We start from the raw sequence: 15,060 nt of genomic DNA on the forward strand, positions 1-15,060 counted from the left end.
GCAGAAGCAGAAGCAGAAGCAGAAGCAGAAGCAGAAGCAGAAGCAGAAGCAGAAGCAGAAGCAGAAGCAGAAGCAGAAGCAGAAGCAGAAGCAGAAGCAGAAGCAGAAGCAGAAGCAGAAGCAGAAGCAGAAGCAGACCCGCTAGACGAAGCTATTGAAGCCTTTGATAGTCAGACCGTAGATGATATTCCTTCAATAGGTGAAATCGGCGAAGATGGCTTTGACTCATCAGTAGATGACGAGATAGATGATTCCATTCTTGACGAAGCGTTCGACGAAATCGATTCGTTCTCTCTTGAGCAAGAACAAGACGGAAAGCTGCCTGAGCAAGAACCTCAAAATCCAGATATCAATGAGCTAGAAGATGTCCCTGGCTTAGGTGATTGGTTAGACGATCACAAAGAAGTATCAAAAGATGACGGTATTTTCGAAGAATTAGATACTACCGAATTCGATGAGCTACTAGAAAGTATTGAAAACGAAAGCAGTGATGCAGAGATACAAAACGCTGAAGAGAGCATTGAGCAAAATGTCACTGAAGAAGTAGTCGTCGAAGATGCAGAAACAGAAGACGATACAGCATTTCAGCTCGATAACCCTGATCTTGATCTGAGTGCATTGTTGAATGATGTTGACGTCGACACAGAGAGTGCGGCAGAACCGAAACTGCCTACCGAAGACTTCTTAGATGTTGAAGCATTAATTGATGATGGCACCGATGATACTAACCCTGACGACTTGGAATTAGATTTAGACGTGAGTCTGTCTGATTTTACTGGCGTGTCTGATGACGACGATGTTATCGACATTGACAAAGACGCGGGTCAACATGCAAACCTAGACTTGGCTCGTATGTATATCGAAATGGACGATGAAGACGCTGCGCGAAACCTTCTTACAGAAGTCATTCAAGAGGGTACTGAAGAGCAAGTCAAAGAAGCACAAGATATACTCAACGGCATTGATAACTAAAATTGCATCCTGACTTGTGTATGACTACACTATGCGGCTTTTCAGGTTGAGGTAGTAAACTATGGGGCGTATTGCGTTAGGCATTGAGTATGATGGTGCATCTGTTTATGGATGGCAGCGCCAGCGCGAAGTCCCTAGCGTACAAGAACACCTTGAAAAAGCCCTCTCAACTGTTGCTAACATGCCCATTGAAGTTCAGTGTGCGGGTAGAACCGACGCTGGCGTGCATGCCACCGGCCAGGTGGTACATTTCGATTGTAATCAACCACGTCCCGAACGTGCCTGGACACTAGGTGTAAACGCCAACCTTCCTGATTCAATTGCGGTGACTTGGGCGACTACAGTAGATGACGATTTTCATGCGCGCTTTTCAGCAACTCACCGTCGCTATAGATACGTTATTCACAATGCCAAAATGCGTCCTGCAATATTAAACAAGGGCGTTACCCACGTTCATCGTCCATTAGATGAAGCTCGTATGCATGAGGCGGCACAAGCACTTCTTGGAGAGCAAGATTTTACCTCTTTCAGAGCTGCACTTTGTCAAAGTAACACGCCGTTTAGAAATGTTACGGATGTTTCTGTGTATCGCCAAGGTCGTTATGTGGTCATCGATATACGCGCTAATGCTTTTTTGCATCATATGGTGCGTAACATTACCGGTGCTTTGGTTGAAATAGGCGCTGGAGCAGAACCTATTGATTGGATCAAAACGCTTTTGGCGCTAAAAGACCGCAACCAATCTGCAGCCACAGCAAAGCCTAATGGATTGTATCTTGTAGATGTGACTTACCCTGAACACTTTGGTTTGCCTCGTATTCCGCTAGGGCCACTCTTTTTACCTGAAGATTGAAAAGTAAAGTTAACTATTCGTTAATTTTACTTTTAACTTCTAAGACCAGTTTTGTTTTTTCCATTTGATTGTATTGTGGTGTAATAGCGCGCTATATTAGGTGGTTGTACCGATAAGTGTGGGTTATCCCAAAAATCACACTTACCCTCGGACGCCGAGCAATTCATATAACGTTGACCTAAAAACATAGAACAAATGTCGTCAGCGTTACGAAAAACAATTTAAGGGTCTAATTTTCCATGAGCTGGATTCAAAAAATTCTTCCGCGCACCCAAACTTCAACGAAAGGCAATGTACCTGAAGGTATTTGGACAAAGTGCGGCTCTTGTCAGGCTGTTTTGTATAAAAGCGAATTAGAGAAGCTGCAAGAGGTGTGTCCCAAATGCGGCCATCACATGCGTATTACTTCTCGTCGTCGTTTGGATGCGTTTTTAGATGAGGGCGATCGCGTTGAGTTGGGTGGCGAATTTGAGCCACAAGACGTACTTAAATTCAAAGACTCTAAGCGTTACAAAGACCGTATTGTTGCTGCGCAAAAATCGACTAACGAGAAAGACGCACTAATCGTAATGAAAGGTAAGCTCAAAGGCATGCCTGTAGTTGTTGCTTGTTTTGAATTTGCTTTCTTAGGTGGTTCAATGGCATCTGTGGTTGGTGCGCGCTTCGTTGAAGCAGTCAATGCGAGTATCGAAAACAACGCTCCATTGATTTGTTTCTCAGCAAGTGGTGGTGCGCGTATGCAGGAGGCGCTCATGTCGCTTATGCAAATGGCGAAAACATCTGCAGCATTGGCTAAACTAAGTAAGAAAGGCTTGCCTTATATTTCAGTACTTACTGACCCTACGATGGGTGGTGTATCAGCTAGTTTGGCTATGTTGGGTGATGTTAATGTGGCAGAGCCAAAAGCCTTGATTGGTTTTGCTGGTCCTCGAGTTATTGAGCAAACTGTTCGCGAGAAGCTTCCTGAAGGATTCCAACGCAGTGAATTCTTGTTAGAAAAAGGCGCAATCGATATGATTGTTGACCGTAGAGAAATGCGTGATAAATTACACGGCCTATTGAATAAGTTACACCACGCAAATTAGTGAACGAAAATAAAAATACTTCTGTTGCGCTAGAGAACAAGTCACTAGCGCAATGGTTATCCTACTTAGAATCTATACACCCTTCTGAAATTGACATGGGCTTAGGCCGCACCAAACAGGTTGCTGAACGTCTTGGCCTGTCGTTGTCATCATCCACGGTTATCACTGTTGCCGGAACAAACGGTAAAGGCACAACTTGTCGTTTCATTGAACAAGCCTTGTTAGCACAGGGAAAAACCGTTGCGGTTTATAGCTCTCCACACCTAGTGGATTATCGAGAACGAGTAAGATTAAATGGTGCACTACCTGAAGAAGCTGCATTTTGTAATGCATTTCGCGAGGTTGAAATAGCACGAGGAGAAATCTCTCTAACGTATTTCGAGTTTGGTACTCTTGCAGGGATGAAAATGATGCAAGATTGGCACGTCGATGTGGCTATTCTTGAAGTGGGGCTAGGGGGAAGGCTAGACGCCACGAATATCATTTCGCCTGATTTAGCTGTGATCACCACCATTGGTCTAGACCATCAGGATTGGCTTGGTGATACCCGTGAAAAGATTGCTGTTGAAAAAGCTGGGATCCTTCGAGACGGTATAAAGGCTGTTATCGGTGAGTTAGATCCGCCAACGACACTTGTCAGTGAAGTGGAAAGATTTAACGCTAAAGCCTTGTGGGCTAATAAGGACTTTTTTGTTGATAACGCTAGTGCCGATGATTGGCAATGGCGTTGTGCCGCCATGGATCATTCTTTGTCTGGGTTGCGCTTCCCATCAATACCTTTACAGAACGTATCAACGGCTATTGCAGCGTTAAGACATATGGATTTGTTACCAGACGAAGATACACTGCGAGCCTTGACTCAAACTGTGAGTATGCCTGGGCGCCAACAGGTGTTGAGCGATTCACCCCTCGTGGTTGTTGATGTTGCTCATAATCCCCAAGCCACTGAGAACCTTAAGCGATGGATTGACGTTATCTCAGAAAGGCACAGTGCGAAGAATATGCGCTTTGTGGTAGGCATGTTAAAAGACAAAGCGATTGAAGAGACGCTAGCGCCATTAACCAAGTTCTGTGGTTGTTGGTATGTGGCTGATACGCATGGCAGTCGAGGTTGTAACGCGCAAGTATTACAAGATGCGTTATCACGTGCTAATGTAGCCAAAGAAGACGTGTTCAAGCACAGCAATGTTTTAGATGCTTTTAGTGCAGCAAATAACGACTACAAAGAGGGCGATTTAATTGTCGTTTTTGGGTCATTCCTCACTGTCGCTGATGTACTGGCACAGCACAGTGCTGAAAGCGAATAGGAGAGACAAGTGACATCGGCATTAAAGAACCGATTGGTGGGGACTATCATTGTGGTGGCGTTAGCTGTCATTTTCTTACCCGACTTTCTTGATGGTGAAAAACAAACGAATAACACACCGTTTGTCTCTGTACCTGTAAGTCCACAACAAAAGCCTATTGTGGATCCAGAACCGTTTCCGGTAGACCGCGTAGCAGATTCGGCCCAGCGCCCTATTGAAGTGGTTGAAGACCTGCCACTAGACGATACTCCGCAAGAGGTGGTAATTGAGACTCCTGCTGAAGCTGTCGAACCGGCAAACACTAGCGCCAACGACTTGGCTGCACAAACGATTGTTGAGCAGCCACAAGATACTCAGAATGAAGGTGCGGGTTGGGTGATTCAGTTGGGTAGTTTTAGGCATGAACGAAATGTAGCGAGCTTGCTCGATAAATTAGAAAATGCAGGCTATCGCGCTTTCAGTCGAAAAATACAAACCCAATCAGGTTTACTTACCAAAGTTTTTGTTGGGCCTGACTTAGACCGGCAAAAGCTTGAAGCTGCATTACCACACTTAAAAGAGCTAACTGACCTTAGCGGTAAAGTAACGACGTTTTCGGTTAACTGAGGCTTTTCAGTAAACTAAACCGTACGGTGTGCAAGCCGGCCTAAATCGCATTGGTAATCTGCCGGGCTTCTGTTAGAATGCGCGCCATCTTAACCACGGCACGCTGTATGGCATTTATTAGCAGCAATAAAGTGATAAAGACACGATGAATTGGGTAGATTTTTCCATTCTAGGTATCGTAGCGGTATCTACCATAATTAGCCTTGTGAGAGGCTTTGTAAAAGAAGCTATTTCACTAGTGGTATGGTTTGGTGCGCTTTTCATCGCGAGTCATTTTTACGCTGATCTAGCAGTTTATTTCACCTCAATTGAAGATCCATATCTGCGCAATGGCGCTGCAGTTGCAGCTTTATTCGTAACCAGTCTGATACTTGGGGGAATGTTGAATTATGCGATTGGCCAACTCGTGCAAGTCAGTGGATTATCGGGTACGGATAGAGCCCTAGGCATTGTGTTTGGTGCACTGCGTGGTGTGTTAATAGCCAGCGCAGTACTCTTCTTTTTAGATACATTTACCACCGCGGCGTCGTCGCAGTGGTGGCAAAACTCGGTACTCATTCCAGAGTTTGCGATTATAATTGAATGGTTCTTTACGTACGTAAAAGACACCTCTAGTTTCTTAAAAACGGCTTGAAATAGGTAACGCGAATGTGTGGTATTGTTGGAATAGTTGGTAAAACCCCAGTGGCCCAGTCACTGTATGACGGTTTAACGGTGTTACAGCATCGAGGCCAGGATGCCGCAGGGATCATGACCATTGACCAAGGCATGTTTAATTTGCGTAAAGCAAATGGCTTAGTAAGAGATGTGTTCCACACCCGTCACATGAAGCGACTTACAGGAAACATGGGTATTGGGCATGCGAGATACCCAACTGCTGGCACATCAAGTTCAGCGGAAGCACAGCCGTTCTATGTAAACTCTCCTTTCGGTATTGCTTTTGCTCACAACGGTAACCTCACTAACGCTCATGAGCTGGAAGAAGAGGTTTTTCGTATAGCCCGCAGACACATCAACACTACCTCAGACTCTGAGTTGTTGCTGAACATTCTTGCACACGAGCTTCAAGAGCAGGCTGGTTTTAACGTAACTGCCGAAGATATCTTCAGTGTTGTGACTAAAGTTCACAAGAAAATTCGCGGTGCATATGCGGTTGTGGCAGCAATTATCGGTCAGGGTATTGTGGCGTTTCGTGACCCGCACGGTATTCGTCCACTAGCGCTAGGTAAACGCATAACAGAGCTTGGTGAAGAATGGATGGTAGCGTCAGAGAGCGTAGCGCTTGATGCCGTAGGTTTTACGTTTATTCGCGATGTTGCACCGGGTGAAGCTGTCTTTATTACTGAACAAGGTGTGCTTCATACACAACAATGCGCTGAAAACCCTGTTACTTCACCCTGCATTTTCGAATTTGTTTACTTTGCGCGTCCAGATAGCCATATCGATGGAATTTCTGTGTATGCCTCACGTGTAAATATGGGCCGTAAACTGGGCGAAAAAATTGCAAAAGAGTGGGCAGATTTAGATATTGATGTTGTTATTCCTATTCCAGAAACATCGTCAGACGTTGCACTTCAAATTGCCAACACTCTAGAGCTACCTTATCGACAGGGTTTTGTGAAGAACCGCTATATTGGCCGTACCTTTATCATGCCTGGGCAAACTATGCGTAAGAAATCAGTACGCAGAAAGCTCAATGCGATTTCTTCAGAATTCAAAGGCAAGAACGTGCTCCTAGTGGATGATTCGATTGTTCGTGGAACGACGTCTAGCCAAATCATAGAGATGGCTCGAGAGTCAGGTGCTAAGAAAGTGTATTTCGCTTCAGCGGCACCAGAGATTCGCTTCCCGAATGTTTACGGTATTGATATGCCATCAGCCAACGAACTCATTGCTTACGGTCGCGAAATTGACCAAATAGCTGACCTTATTCAGGCTGACGGTCTAATTTTCCAGGACATTGCAGATTTAGTTGCTGCAGTTCAAGAAGAAAACACAGCAATTCCACGCTTTGAAACTTCAGTTTTTGACGGAAATTACATCACTGCTGATATCGACCAAGCATATTTGGAGCGCATTGACATGTCTCGTGGAGAAAAGAGCCGAAAAGCACCAGTCGTGCAAGGTGAGTTGAGTAACCTTGATTTACACAACATTGGTGCGACAGAGTCAGAGTAGTATTTGTTATTGACTAGAAAAACGCGCCTTAAAGCGCGTTTTTTGTTTTTAATAAGATAATTAGACCTTAGTGTACGAACACTGGGCCGCCCGCAATTCCCCACACTAATACTGATCCCGTCATCAAAATAACCAACAGAACCAATCCGCAAGTGACCACAGAGCTTGAGTAAATAAACCCCTTGTCTTCAGGCATATGCAGAAGAATAGGCACGCCAGAATACAGTAAGTAGGTTGAATAGCTGATCCCCACCAATAGTGCCGTCATCACGACCCAAAGTTCAGGGTAAAGACCTGCAAAGCCCACCATAAACAATGGCGTAGCAGTATATGCAGCAAGTTCTAATGATTGGGTGTATGAGGGATGCACTTCAAACGCTTTGGCCAGTTCATGAATAAGGACTGCCAGTGCAATAACACCTGTTACAAGCCCAAAATACATGCCTACGCCCATGGCGAGCGCGCTGTTCTCACTGAGTCGAATAAGGTCGCCTGCACCTATACTCCAGCCAGTATGTGCTGAGGAATAATAAGCGACTAACGATGGAATTAACGCAATAATGGCGATATGACTTAGCGCGTAAAAATAATTTTCGTGACGGTCATCAATGCTATGCCACTCTTCTTTAGGATGGGTATAAATACCAATCAGATGGTTTAGTATCATAGTGTTTTACCTTGTTATCTAACGCATTTGGTGTTTTTTTACTGGTTTGCTGCGATGATTTTTTAATTATGTAAATAAGTTAACATTTATTTTACAAATCCAGTGTGCATTAAGTGAGCAGTATCGTCAATGGTGTTGACTAAAAAATGATCGCTCTATGGCTTGTAGTGCGCTAGCTGACTTTCGGTTCACTGATTTTTGTTGTGTAAAAGCAAATTTCTAAATGCGGCAAGCGCTTTTCCACGGTTGGCGGTTTTCCATGCAACAGTGAGAGAGGGATTAGAGAAGGGTAATTGGTGATCGAGCACTACCAATTCACCGCTTTGGAGTTTGTCGTTAATGCGGTACTTAGGTAGAAAGCCTATTCCTAAGTTGGCCTGTATAGCGGCGATTTTTTGCGTTAGCGTTTGTACATAAAGATGCTGGCTCTGTTCAATAACATTAGACGTCCATGCAATATCAGATTTTACTGAGTCTTTAACCACGATAGTGCGAAACTTTCTCAACAGTGTTTCGTTGATTACCTTGTTACTTTTTGTGAGCTGATGTTTGGGTGAGCAAACCAATACTGCCTCAAGGTCTATGTAATGACGCACCGAAAGACCTTTATTGGTTGGGGCGGGTTCTGGTGCACCGATAACTATGTCCACTTTGTCTTCAATTAATGCTTCCCAGCTTCCCATCATGACTTCTTCAAAGATGTTTATTTCTATAGTGGGATGATTGTTCAGAAATTGCGACAAAATCTCCAAGATAGGGGCGATATCCAATATGGAATCGATGGCTATGTTCAGGGATGGTTCCCATCCTTGTGCAATGGTTTTTGTTTGGTTACCTATTTGTTCAATGGCATTGAGTAGTTTTCTTCCTTCCAGTAATAAGTGTTGGCCTGCTGGCGTTAATACGGAGCGTCGGCCATTTTTGACGAACAAACTCACTCCGAGTTGGTCCTCGAGTTTTTGTACAATATAACTCAATGCAGAAGGGACTTTGTTCAATTGGGCAGCAGCAGCGGCAAAACTTCCTCTTTTGTCTATAGCGTCCAACACCACTAACGCTTCGACACTAATACCATTGTTGAGCATATCTACCCTTCAATTAATTGTTCAAATTATTTGAATATATTGAGCAAATTTTGATGGTTATTCAAGTTAATTAAATCGACGATACTTTCACTCGTGGTTAAGACATCGACTAAATTTTTGAGGAACAGAGCAATGAATACATCAATCATCAAAACACTTTTCACTTCTGAGCAAACTTATTCAACCTTATCACTGCGTGTAGTAGGTGGGATAATCTTCGCAGCACACGGTGCGCAAAAGCTATTCGCATGGTTTGGCGGCTACGGACTGGAAGGAACTGGGCAGTGGATGGAGTCAATTGGTCTTGCGCCTGGATATTTTATGGCGTTAATGGCGGGCAGTGCTGAATTCTTCGGTGGTTTGTTGTTGATTGCCGGACTACTTACAAGACCAGCGGCTTTGGTGTTAGCAGTGACAATGCTTGTTGCTATATTCTCGGTTCACTTCGAAAACGGTTTGTTTATGTCGAACAATGGCTATGAATTTGGTTTAGCACTGTTCGCGCTCAGTGTTTCATTACTTGTCACCGGCGCTGGTAAGGTGGGTCTTGATAATATCGTGTCAGGTAAGCTTTCTGCGCTTGATGCTAAGTGATCACTATACATCAGCTTGAATGATAATTAAAAAGGGGCCGTAACGTCGGCCCCTTTTTTGGTATTTTAACCAAAGTGGTTAAAACAAATTTTGTTGCCGTCTAGGTCACGAACGTAGGCACCATAGAACATATCGGGAACACGCTGGCCAGGCTCACCATCGCATGTAGCACCAAGCTCAATAGCCTTCTTGTGAAGTTCATCGACCTTTTCTTTACTACCTGGAGCAAAAGCAAGCATGTTTCCATTACCTGGGTGCGCTTCTTCTTTATTATACGGAATACACACAGCAACCATAGGGTGCTTCATTGACTCGCCGATAAAAGCGATTCTATCCATACTGATAAGACGTTTTGCGCCAAAACCCGCAAACAGTTGCTCATAAAATACTGCCGCTTTTTCTAAATCACTGACACCAAGAGTTGCGTAACTGATCATGAATGAGATTCCTTTTATTACATTTTAATTCTATAACACGTGACTACTACGAAAGGTATCCAAGTTTGGATTGTAGTCGGTGATAAATCTAGTATGGGGGTGTATTTAGTAATTGCGACCTTCGTTTTGCGATAAAGCCGACTTTACACATCAGCTTTTTGTTAGCGCTCCCGATAATTCCAGAATCAAAAACATTCTCTCGTTCAGTTTTTTCATGCTTGTAAAAAGATAAATTGACGTTTTGAGCGAGGAATTCTGAAATGAACAAAAGGTTAAGTACAACCATTGCTATTACTGTGCTTTTGACATCCCACGCATACCCCGAGACACTCAGCGCTCCGCTGCAACTTGCCTCTACGTTTAACATTGAACAAGACGATATTATGCTTGAAGACTATTGGGTGAGTGAAAAACTAGATGGTATTCGCGCAAGATGGACGGGCAGCCAGCTGCTAACGAGAAATGGCAATCTTATTCATTCGCCAGATTGGTTTACAAAAGATTGGCCTAAGGTTGCCCTCGACGGCGAGCTATGGATAGCTCGTGGTCAATTTGAAGAAACTGCCTCGATAGTACTGAGCCACTCGCCGGATGAGCGATGGAGCAAGCTCATTTTTAAGGTATTTGATTTGCCAAATTCTCAGGCGACATTTAATGGCCGTTTGTCAGAGTTACACGCACTGAAAGAGTCTCTGCAATCGAATACTCTGTCACTTGTCTCTCAACATTCTTATTCGTCTCTCGATGTGCTAGATCTGGCACTTGACGAGTTGGTTGCTAGTGATGGCGAAGGGCTAATGCTTCACCACAAACACGCCAGATATATTCACGGTAGAAGTGATAGACTATTAAAGCTAAAAAAGTTCGATGATAATGAAGCGAGAGTCATTGGCCACATATCAGGAAAAGGAAAGTTCGCTGATGTCATGGGATCGCTACTCGTTCAAACAAAAGACGGCGTGGTATTTAAGATTGGCAGTGGATTTAGTGATCAAGAGCGAGAAAATCCACCACCGATTAATAGCTGGGTTACGTACAAATTTTATGGCACAACGCGGCACGGCAAACCGCGCTTTGCCAGCTATTTGCACACTAGACCGTTGTCAGATTTGCCCAACTAGGTTGGTTTGTGTCATATCACTTTTGTTACTTGCTTCACTAGGGCTACCACTGTGAAATTTAAAATCATCATCGGGTGACGATATTAAGTCTGCTTCAATCTTTCCGAAAAAAGCCACTCTTTCACTAATATCCTTGCCCGCGATTTCTTCTGCAAGAGTCAGATAGTCTTGGTAGTGACGTGCTTCTGAACGCAACAGCGATACGTAAAAATCACCAATGCGATTGTCTACAAGCGGAGCGAGTTTGGCAAAGCGTTCACAAGAACGGGCTTCGATGTAGGCACCACATATTAGTTTGTCGATAAGGGCGTCGGGCTCATGATTTTTTACGTGAGTAAGTAAACCTCGGGCGTAGCGACTCGACGTAATATTTTCATAGGGAATGTCAAATTCTTGCATGACCTCTAGTACTTGATAGAAGTGGTGAAGTTCTTCTTTTATCAAGAGCACCATTTTATCTATTAAGTCCTGCCCGTAAGGCGTGCCAGATTTTGGCAACATAGACTTAGAGAGACTGTTGTGCTTTAACAAGTCACGCCAGTCGCCTTGCATACGGTAGGTAAAGTCTTCAAAAGGTTTTAACCATGCCAGTAGGGCATCTGCGCTCTCTTTATCCACGGCGTATTTACGGATGAGGTACATTGCGCTCTGCGCGGCTTTCAGCTCACAAATTAAGTGATCGGTTAATATGACGCGAAGATTTTCAGGTTTTTTAGCCTCGAGCAACCAGGCTTCTGGTGTTTCACAATGAAGAAAAGCGTTGATGGGCGAAAGCAGCTCTTTTGAATACATACACAACTAACTAATGGCATTTTTTGCGCATTATACCCAAAAGCGAGCCTTTGCCCCACCTTGCAAACATTAATTAAAAACTAATCCGTTTTTCTGACAGGCTCATATAAGCCTGCAAATACAGTTAATGGATTTAAAAATGAAAGCGCTCATACTCCTTTTTGCTTTGCTGCTCACTGCATGCTCAACAACTTACCCAAATCAAAATATTCTGAATCAAAATTTCCCATCCGTTACCGGCACAAGCTTGTCAGGGGATACACTAAACATTCCTCAAGACATGGAAGGACAGCCAACCTTGTTTCTCATTGGGTACAAGCAAGATAGTCAGTTTGATATCGACCGATGGTTGATCGGTTTAGATATGACAGGTACCCAAGTTGATGTGTATGAGTTGCCGACCATCGCGGGAATGTTCCCGAGAATGTTCAGTACTCAAATCGATAATGGCATGAGAAAAGGTATTCCCAAAGCATTGTGGCAGGGTGTGGTAACGATTTATGAAGATGGAAGTAAAGTGCAGCAATTTACGGGCAATGAATTCCCTAATAACGCGCGAGTTGTGCTCATCGATGGCGCTGGGAGTATCAAATATTTCTATGACAGAGGATTCTCCGTTGCGGCACTTAATGCAATGAGAGAAGAGCTTTCCAATCTAACAACAGAGTAGTTGAGGCGATATTTTTACACTAGCCTTCCCTTGCTGTATCTATAATGTTGTTATAGGTTTCTCGTGGTTTAGATACAGTAAGTGGTGGTTTTTAGTCGTGCGTCACATTTTTATTGCGATAGTTTATTGTTTTTTCTTTGGTTTTTCGGGGAGTGCACACCCAGAACAAATCCAAAGTCAACACGATAAAATCATCGCTTTGGTCGACCGTGTCGCTGTGGAGTCTCCCACCGATTACCATATTCTCGTAGAAAATGCTGAGGCATCTTACACCCAACTTCAATCGTTATCGGATAAATTAGAGGCAGCAAGAGCCCTGCTGCTATGGCATTTTATGATTGATGATGAAGAGGGTACTGCTAAATATGCTTCTGAATTACAACAGCTTGCGTTAGCACTGAACAACCAACCTCATTTCGACATTGCCAGACTCTACCAAGGGTTTACTCAGAATCCGGACCTTGAAGACGCGGTAGCTTTCGTTCAACAATGGTCAGATAGCTTAAGTGCATCTAACAAGCAAAACTTGCGAGTCAGGGTTCACCGTGATCTGGTGATCACTTATACCAAGCTACGACCCATGATTTTTCCCTTTGAGTTACAGTACCTAATTCAACATCTAGAGACGATAAGTGATGACCCTGAATTTGCACAAGAAAAGCATGTGATTTTGTGGTCCTTGGTGGCAAGAGGGTGGAGCATTGAACAATCTTTAACCTACTATGAAGAGTTTATTGCCGGTGCAGAAGCGAACACCTTTCCTGTGCACAAGTATCTTGTTCTCTATAACATAGCAATTCTGATGGCAAGCAGTGAGTATGTAGATGCAGCTATCTACCTTGGTGAGTCCTATGTAGAGCTAGCGTTAGCTCAAGCCCAGTTAGAGGAGCTGTTTTACGGATACGAGCGACTAGGCGAGGCACTGTCGCACGATAAACAATATCAAGCCGCGAATATCGCTTTGGAACAAGCTCATCAATACGATATGTATGCTGACGAGCTTTGGTTGGCGCAGATCAATTTAATACAAGCTGAAAACTATTTCTTTTTAGGTGAGGTAGATAAAGGGCGAAAATTGTTAACTGCGGCAGAAGAGGCGCTCAAGGCACAAGACGAAAGTTATCGTATAACCACAAACTACGTGAATCGTGTCTTGGGCAAACTCGCTTTACTCGAAGGGCGCACTGAAGATGCCCTTGAGCACTATGAGACATACATCATTAATAATCGCAATGATGTGCACCAGCGCCGTATCGAGGATATTCAAGGTGTACGGTCATCGATGGAGCGCTTGATAGTGCAGGCCGAATCCAGCCAAGCACTGGCTGAAAAAAGGCTGACTCAATTTCAATATGCGTCTTATGTATTAGTGGCCGTGAGCTTAATCATTGTGTTAATGGCCATTCGACAAACTAAGATATCGTCACAGTTAAAGTCAAAAACTGTCGAGCTTCAAAAAATCAACCGACAGGACTCACTAACCAAGTTGTTTAATCGAGGTTATTGGGAACTACAAGTGCATCTGCAGATATCACAACGCAAACGCTACCATAAACATATTGCGTCACTAGCGCTGTTTGATATCGACAATTTTAAGTCGATCAATGACGAATATGGTCATGTTGCAGGAGATGCGGTGATTAAGCTCGTTGCTGAAACCGTGCAAAAGGAAATTCGTGAAGTGGATGTGGCGGGACGATACGGTGGGGAAGAGTTTGGGATACTGTTCCCTCAAACCAGTATTCAAGCCGCACTTCAAGTAACAGAACGCATTAGAAAAGCACTCGAGAAAGCCGTTGTTGAATTCGATAACAAGCAGATTACATTCACCGCAAGTTTTGGATTAGCACCCTTAGCCAATTACCACAGTACTGCAAAGATCTGGGTTAATGAAGCCGATACGGCTCTGTATCAGTCAAAAGAGCAGGGCAAGAATCAGTGCACTATTTTCAGTAACACTACTCGTTAGATGAACTTGCGGTTTTCTAATGCTTGAGACTCGGGAGAAACTTTAAGCACGCTGCCTTGGTCGTACCAATCACCAAGCACTATTCTCGTCGCAGTGTTTCCATTTACAGATAGACAGTGCACATTGGGTCTATGGGTGTGGCCATGAATAAGTCGGGCAACGTTGTGCTTCTCCATCACCTTCACCACTTCACCTGGGGTTACGTCCATAATCTCTGGCTTTAAGTACTTTTGGTTCTCTTTACTTTTTGCTCGCCCTTTCTGCGCCGCTTTACGCCTAACAGATAAAGGAAGTGCAAGCATTAGTCGCGGCCACCACCAACTGCGAGATTTCTTGCGAAACTTCTGATATGCCACGTCGCGAGTACACAACTCATCCCCGTGAGTTATCAGCGTAGGGGTACCATATAGGTCAATCACCGTTTGTTCGTGTAGCAGTGTCATGCCTGCTTTATCCAGCCAACCTTGGCGTATCGCAAAATCCCGATTACCGTGAATAAAGTAAACTGGGCAAAAATGACTTACCGCTTTAAATGCAGTGGCTACACTTTCGCTAAAGGATGTTACGTCGTCATCACCAATCCACACTTCAAATAAGTCACCCAGTACATAAAGTGCATCTGCGTTTATGGCGTCTTCTTGCAAAAAGCGCATAAAACACTCAGTGATGTCTGGCCGGTCTGCACTTAGGTGTAAATCAGCGATAAAGTAGGTAAATGACATAG

Annotated in this window: 16 protein-coding genes; 11 read left to right on the plus strand and 5 right to left on the minus strand. The window is 44.0% G+C overall.

Going from position 1 to position 15,060, the window contains the following annotated elements:
- The 7 genes from EYS00_RS20020 to purF form a co-directional block, all read left to right on the plus strand.
- A partial coding sequence (locus tag EYS00_RS20020) for a FimV/HubP family polar landmark protein (protein WP_278044822.1) occupies positions 1 to 972 on the plus strand: 972 nt, incomplete at its 5' end.
- Positions 973 to 1,033: 61 nt separating this feature from the next.
- The gene (truA, locus tag EYS00_RS20025; protein ID WP_130639684.1) at positions 1,034 to 1,825 is read left to right on the plus strand and encodes a tRNA pseudouridine(38-40) synthase TruA; all 792 of its coding nucleotides are present in this window, start codon (positions 1,034 to 1,036) and stop codon (positions 1,823 to 1,825) included.
- 239 nt (positions 1,826 to 2,064) lie between these two features.
- Positions 2,065 to 2,910: an acetyl-CoA carboxylase, carboxyltransferase subunit beta gene (gene accD / locus EYS00_RS20030; RefSeq protein WP_130639685.1), complete on the plus strand. Its 846-nt coding sequence runs from the start codon at positions 2,065 to 2,067 to the stop codon at positions 2,908 to 2,910.
- Positions 2,910 to 4,217, plus strand: coding sequence for a bifunctional tetrahydrofolate synthase/dihydrofolate synthase (gene folC, locus EYS00_RS20035; RefSeq protein ID WP_130639686.1), 1,308 nt, complete (start codon positions 2,910 to 2,912; stop codon positions 4,215 to 4,217). The genes accD and folC overlap by 1 nt, the downstream gene beginning before the upstream one ends.
- A gap of 9 nt (positions 4,218 to 4,226) precedes the next feature.
- Positions 4,227 to 4,823 (plus strand): SPOR domain-containing protein, encoded by a 597-nt coding sequence (locus EYS00_RS20040; protein ID WP_130639687.1) that lies wholly within the window; start codon positions 4,227 to 4,229, stop codon positions 4,821 to 4,823.
- A gap of 145 nt (positions 4,824 to 4,968) precedes the next feature.
- Positions 4,969 to 5,457 (plus strand): CvpA family protein, encoded by a 489-nt coding sequence (locus tag EYS00_RS20045; RefSeq protein ID WP_130639688.1) that lies wholly within the window; start codon positions 4,969 to 4,971, stop codon positions 5,455 to 5,457.
- Positions 5,458 to 5,471: 14 nt separating this feature from the next.
- Positions 5,472 to 7,001: an amidophosphoribosyltransferase gene (purF, locus tag EYS00_RS20050; protein ID WP_130639689.1), complete on the plus strand. Its 1,530-nt coding sequence runs from the start codon at positions 5,472 to 5,474 to the stop codon at positions 6,999 to 7,001.
- A gap of 67 nt (positions 7,002 to 7,068) precedes the next feature.
- Here the strand turns inward: purF and EYS00_RS20055 are convergent, their stop codons facing one another.
- Both EYS00_RS20055 and EYS00_RS20060 read right to left on the minus strand, forming a co-directional pair.
- Positions 7,069 to 7,668, minus strand: a complete 600-nt coding sequence (locus EYS00_RS20055) for a Yip1 family protein (protein WP_130639690.1) — start codon at positions 7,666 to 7,668, stop codon at positions 7,069 to 7,071.
- 188 nt (positions 7,669 to 7,856) lie between these two features.
- A complete protein-coding gene (locus EYS00_RS20060) occupies positions 7,857 to 8,753 on the minus strand; it encodes a LysR substrate-binding domain-containing protein (RefSeq protein ID WP_130639691.1) in 897 nt (298 codons plus the stop codon).
- Between the two features lie 132 nt (positions 8,754 to 8,885).
- Here EYS00_RS20060 and EYS00_RS20065 point away from each other — a divergent pair, with 132 nt between their 5' ends.
- A complete protein-coding gene (locus tag EYS00_RS20065) occupies positions 8,886 to 9,347 on the plus strand; it encodes a DoxX family protein (protein ID WP_130639692.1) in 462 nt (153 codons plus the stop codon).
- A 65-nt stretch (positions 9,348 to 9,412) separates the two neighbouring features.
- Here EYS00_RS20065 and EYS00_RS20070 read toward each other — a convergent pair whose 3' ends face one another.
- On the minus strand, positions 9,413 to 9,784 hold the full coding sequence (locus EYS00_RS20070) for a VOC family protein (protein WP_130639693.1): 372 nt from the start codon (positions 9,782 to 9,784) through the stop codon (positions 9,413 to 9,415).
- A 260-nt stretch (positions 9,785 to 10,044) separates the two neighbouring features.
- Between EYS00_RS20070 and EYS00_RS20075 the strand changes: the two genes are divergently transcribed.
- Positions 10,045 to 10,905, plus strand: a complete 861-nt coding sequence (locus tag EYS00_RS20075) for a DNA ligase (protein WP_130639694.1) — start codon at positions 10,045 to 10,047, stop codon at positions 10,903 to 10,905.
- On the opposite strand, the gene miaE is transcribed toward EYS00_RS20075, so the two are convergent.
- Complete coding sequence (gene miaE, locus EYS00_RS20080; RefSeq protein ID WP_130639695.1) at positions 10,888 to 11,697, minus strand: tRNA isopentenyl-2-thiomethyl-A-37 hydroxylase MiaE; 810 nt, start codon at positions 11,695 to 11,697, stop codon at positions 10,888 to 10,890. The two genes, EYS00_RS20075 and miaE, sit on opposite strands and share 18 nt — an antisense overlap.
- A gap of 139 nt (positions 11,698 to 11,836) precedes the next feature.
- Here miaE and EYS00_RS20085 point away from each other — a divergent pair, with 139 nt between their 5' ends.
- Both EYS00_RS20085 and EYS00_RS20090 read left to right on the plus strand, forming a co-directional pair.
- Complete coding sequence (locus tag EYS00_RS20085) at positions 11,837 to 12,367, plus strand: hypothetical protein (protein ID WP_130639696.1); 531 nt, start codon at positions 11,837 to 11,839, stop codon at positions 12,365 to 12,367.
- Positions 12,368 to 12,464: 97 nt separating this feature from the next.
- The gene (locus EYS00_RS20090; protein ID WP_130639697.1) at positions 12,465 to 14,336 is read left to right on the plus strand and encodes a GGDEF domain-containing protein; all 1,872 of its coding nucleotides are present in this window, start codon (positions 12,465 to 12,467) and stop codon (positions 14,334 to 14,336) included.
- Here the strand turns inward: EYS00_RS20090 and lpxH are convergent.
- The gene (gene lpxH, locus EYS00_RS20095) at positions 14,333 to 15,058 is read right to left on the minus strand and encodes a UDP-2,3-diacylglucosamine diphosphatase (protein ID WP_130639698.1); all 726 of its coding nucleotides are present in this window, start codon (positions 15,056 to 15,058) and stop codon (positions 14,333 to 14,335) included. The two genes, EYS00_RS20090 and lpxH, sit on opposite strands and share 4 nt — an antisense overlap.
- Positions 15,059 to 15,060 lie beyond the last annotated feature (2 nt).

This window comes from Alteromonas sp. KUL49 (assembly GCF_006538345.1).
In the GTDB taxonomy this organism is placed as follows: Bacteria; Pseudomonadota; Gammaproteobacteria; order Enterobacterales; family Alteromonadaceae; genus Alteromonas.

Bases quoted from the DNA above. Each gene is read 5' to 3' on its own strand.
- EYS00_RS20060 (WP_130639691.1), bottom strand. From the start codon at position 8,753: ATGCTCAACAATGGTATTAGTGTCGAAGCGTTAGTGGTGTTGGACGCT.
- EYS00_RS20075 (WP_130639694.1), top strand. From the start codon at position 10,045: ATGAACAAAAGGTTAAGTACAACCATTGCTATTACTGTGCTTTTGACA.
- EYS00_RS20045 (WP_130639688.1), top strand. From the start codon at position 4,969: ATGAATTGGGTAGATTTTTCCATTCTAGGTATCGTAGCGGTATCTACC.
- accD (WP_130639685.1), top strand. From the start codon at position 2,065: ATGAGCTGGATTCAAAAAATTCTTCCGCGCACCCAAACTTCAACGAAA.
- EYS00_RS20065 (WP_130639692.1), top strand. From the start codon at position 8,886: ATGAATACATCAATCATCAAAACACTTTTCACTTCTGAGCAAACTTAT.
- EYS00_RS20070 (WP_130639693.1), bottom strand. From the start codon at position 9,784: ATGATCAGTTACGCAACTCTTGGTGTCAGTGATTTAGAAAAAGCGGCA.
- miaE (WP_130639695.1), bottom strand. From the start codon at position 11,697: ATGTATTCAAAAGAGCTGCTTTCGCCCATCAACGCTTTTCTTCATTGT.
- truA (WP_130639684.1), top strand. From the start codon at position 1,034: ATGGGGCGTATTGCGTTAGGCATTGAGTATGATGGTGCATCTGTTTAT.
- EYS00_RS20055 (WP_130639690.1), bottom strand. From the start codon at position 7,668: ATGATACTAAACCATCTGATTGGTATTTATACCCATCCTAAAGAAGAG.
- EYS00_RS20085 (WP_130639696.1), top strand. From the start codon at position 11,837: ATGAAAGCGCTCATACTCCTTTTTGCTTTGCTGCTCACTGCATGCTCA.
- lpxH (WP_130639698.1), bottom strand. From the start codon at position 15,058: ATGTCATTTACCTACTTTATCGCTGATTTACACCTAAGTGCAGACCGG.
- purF (WP_130639689.1), top strand. From the start codon at position 5,472: ATGTGTGGTATTGTTGGAATAGTTGGTAAAACCCCAGTGGCCCAGTCA.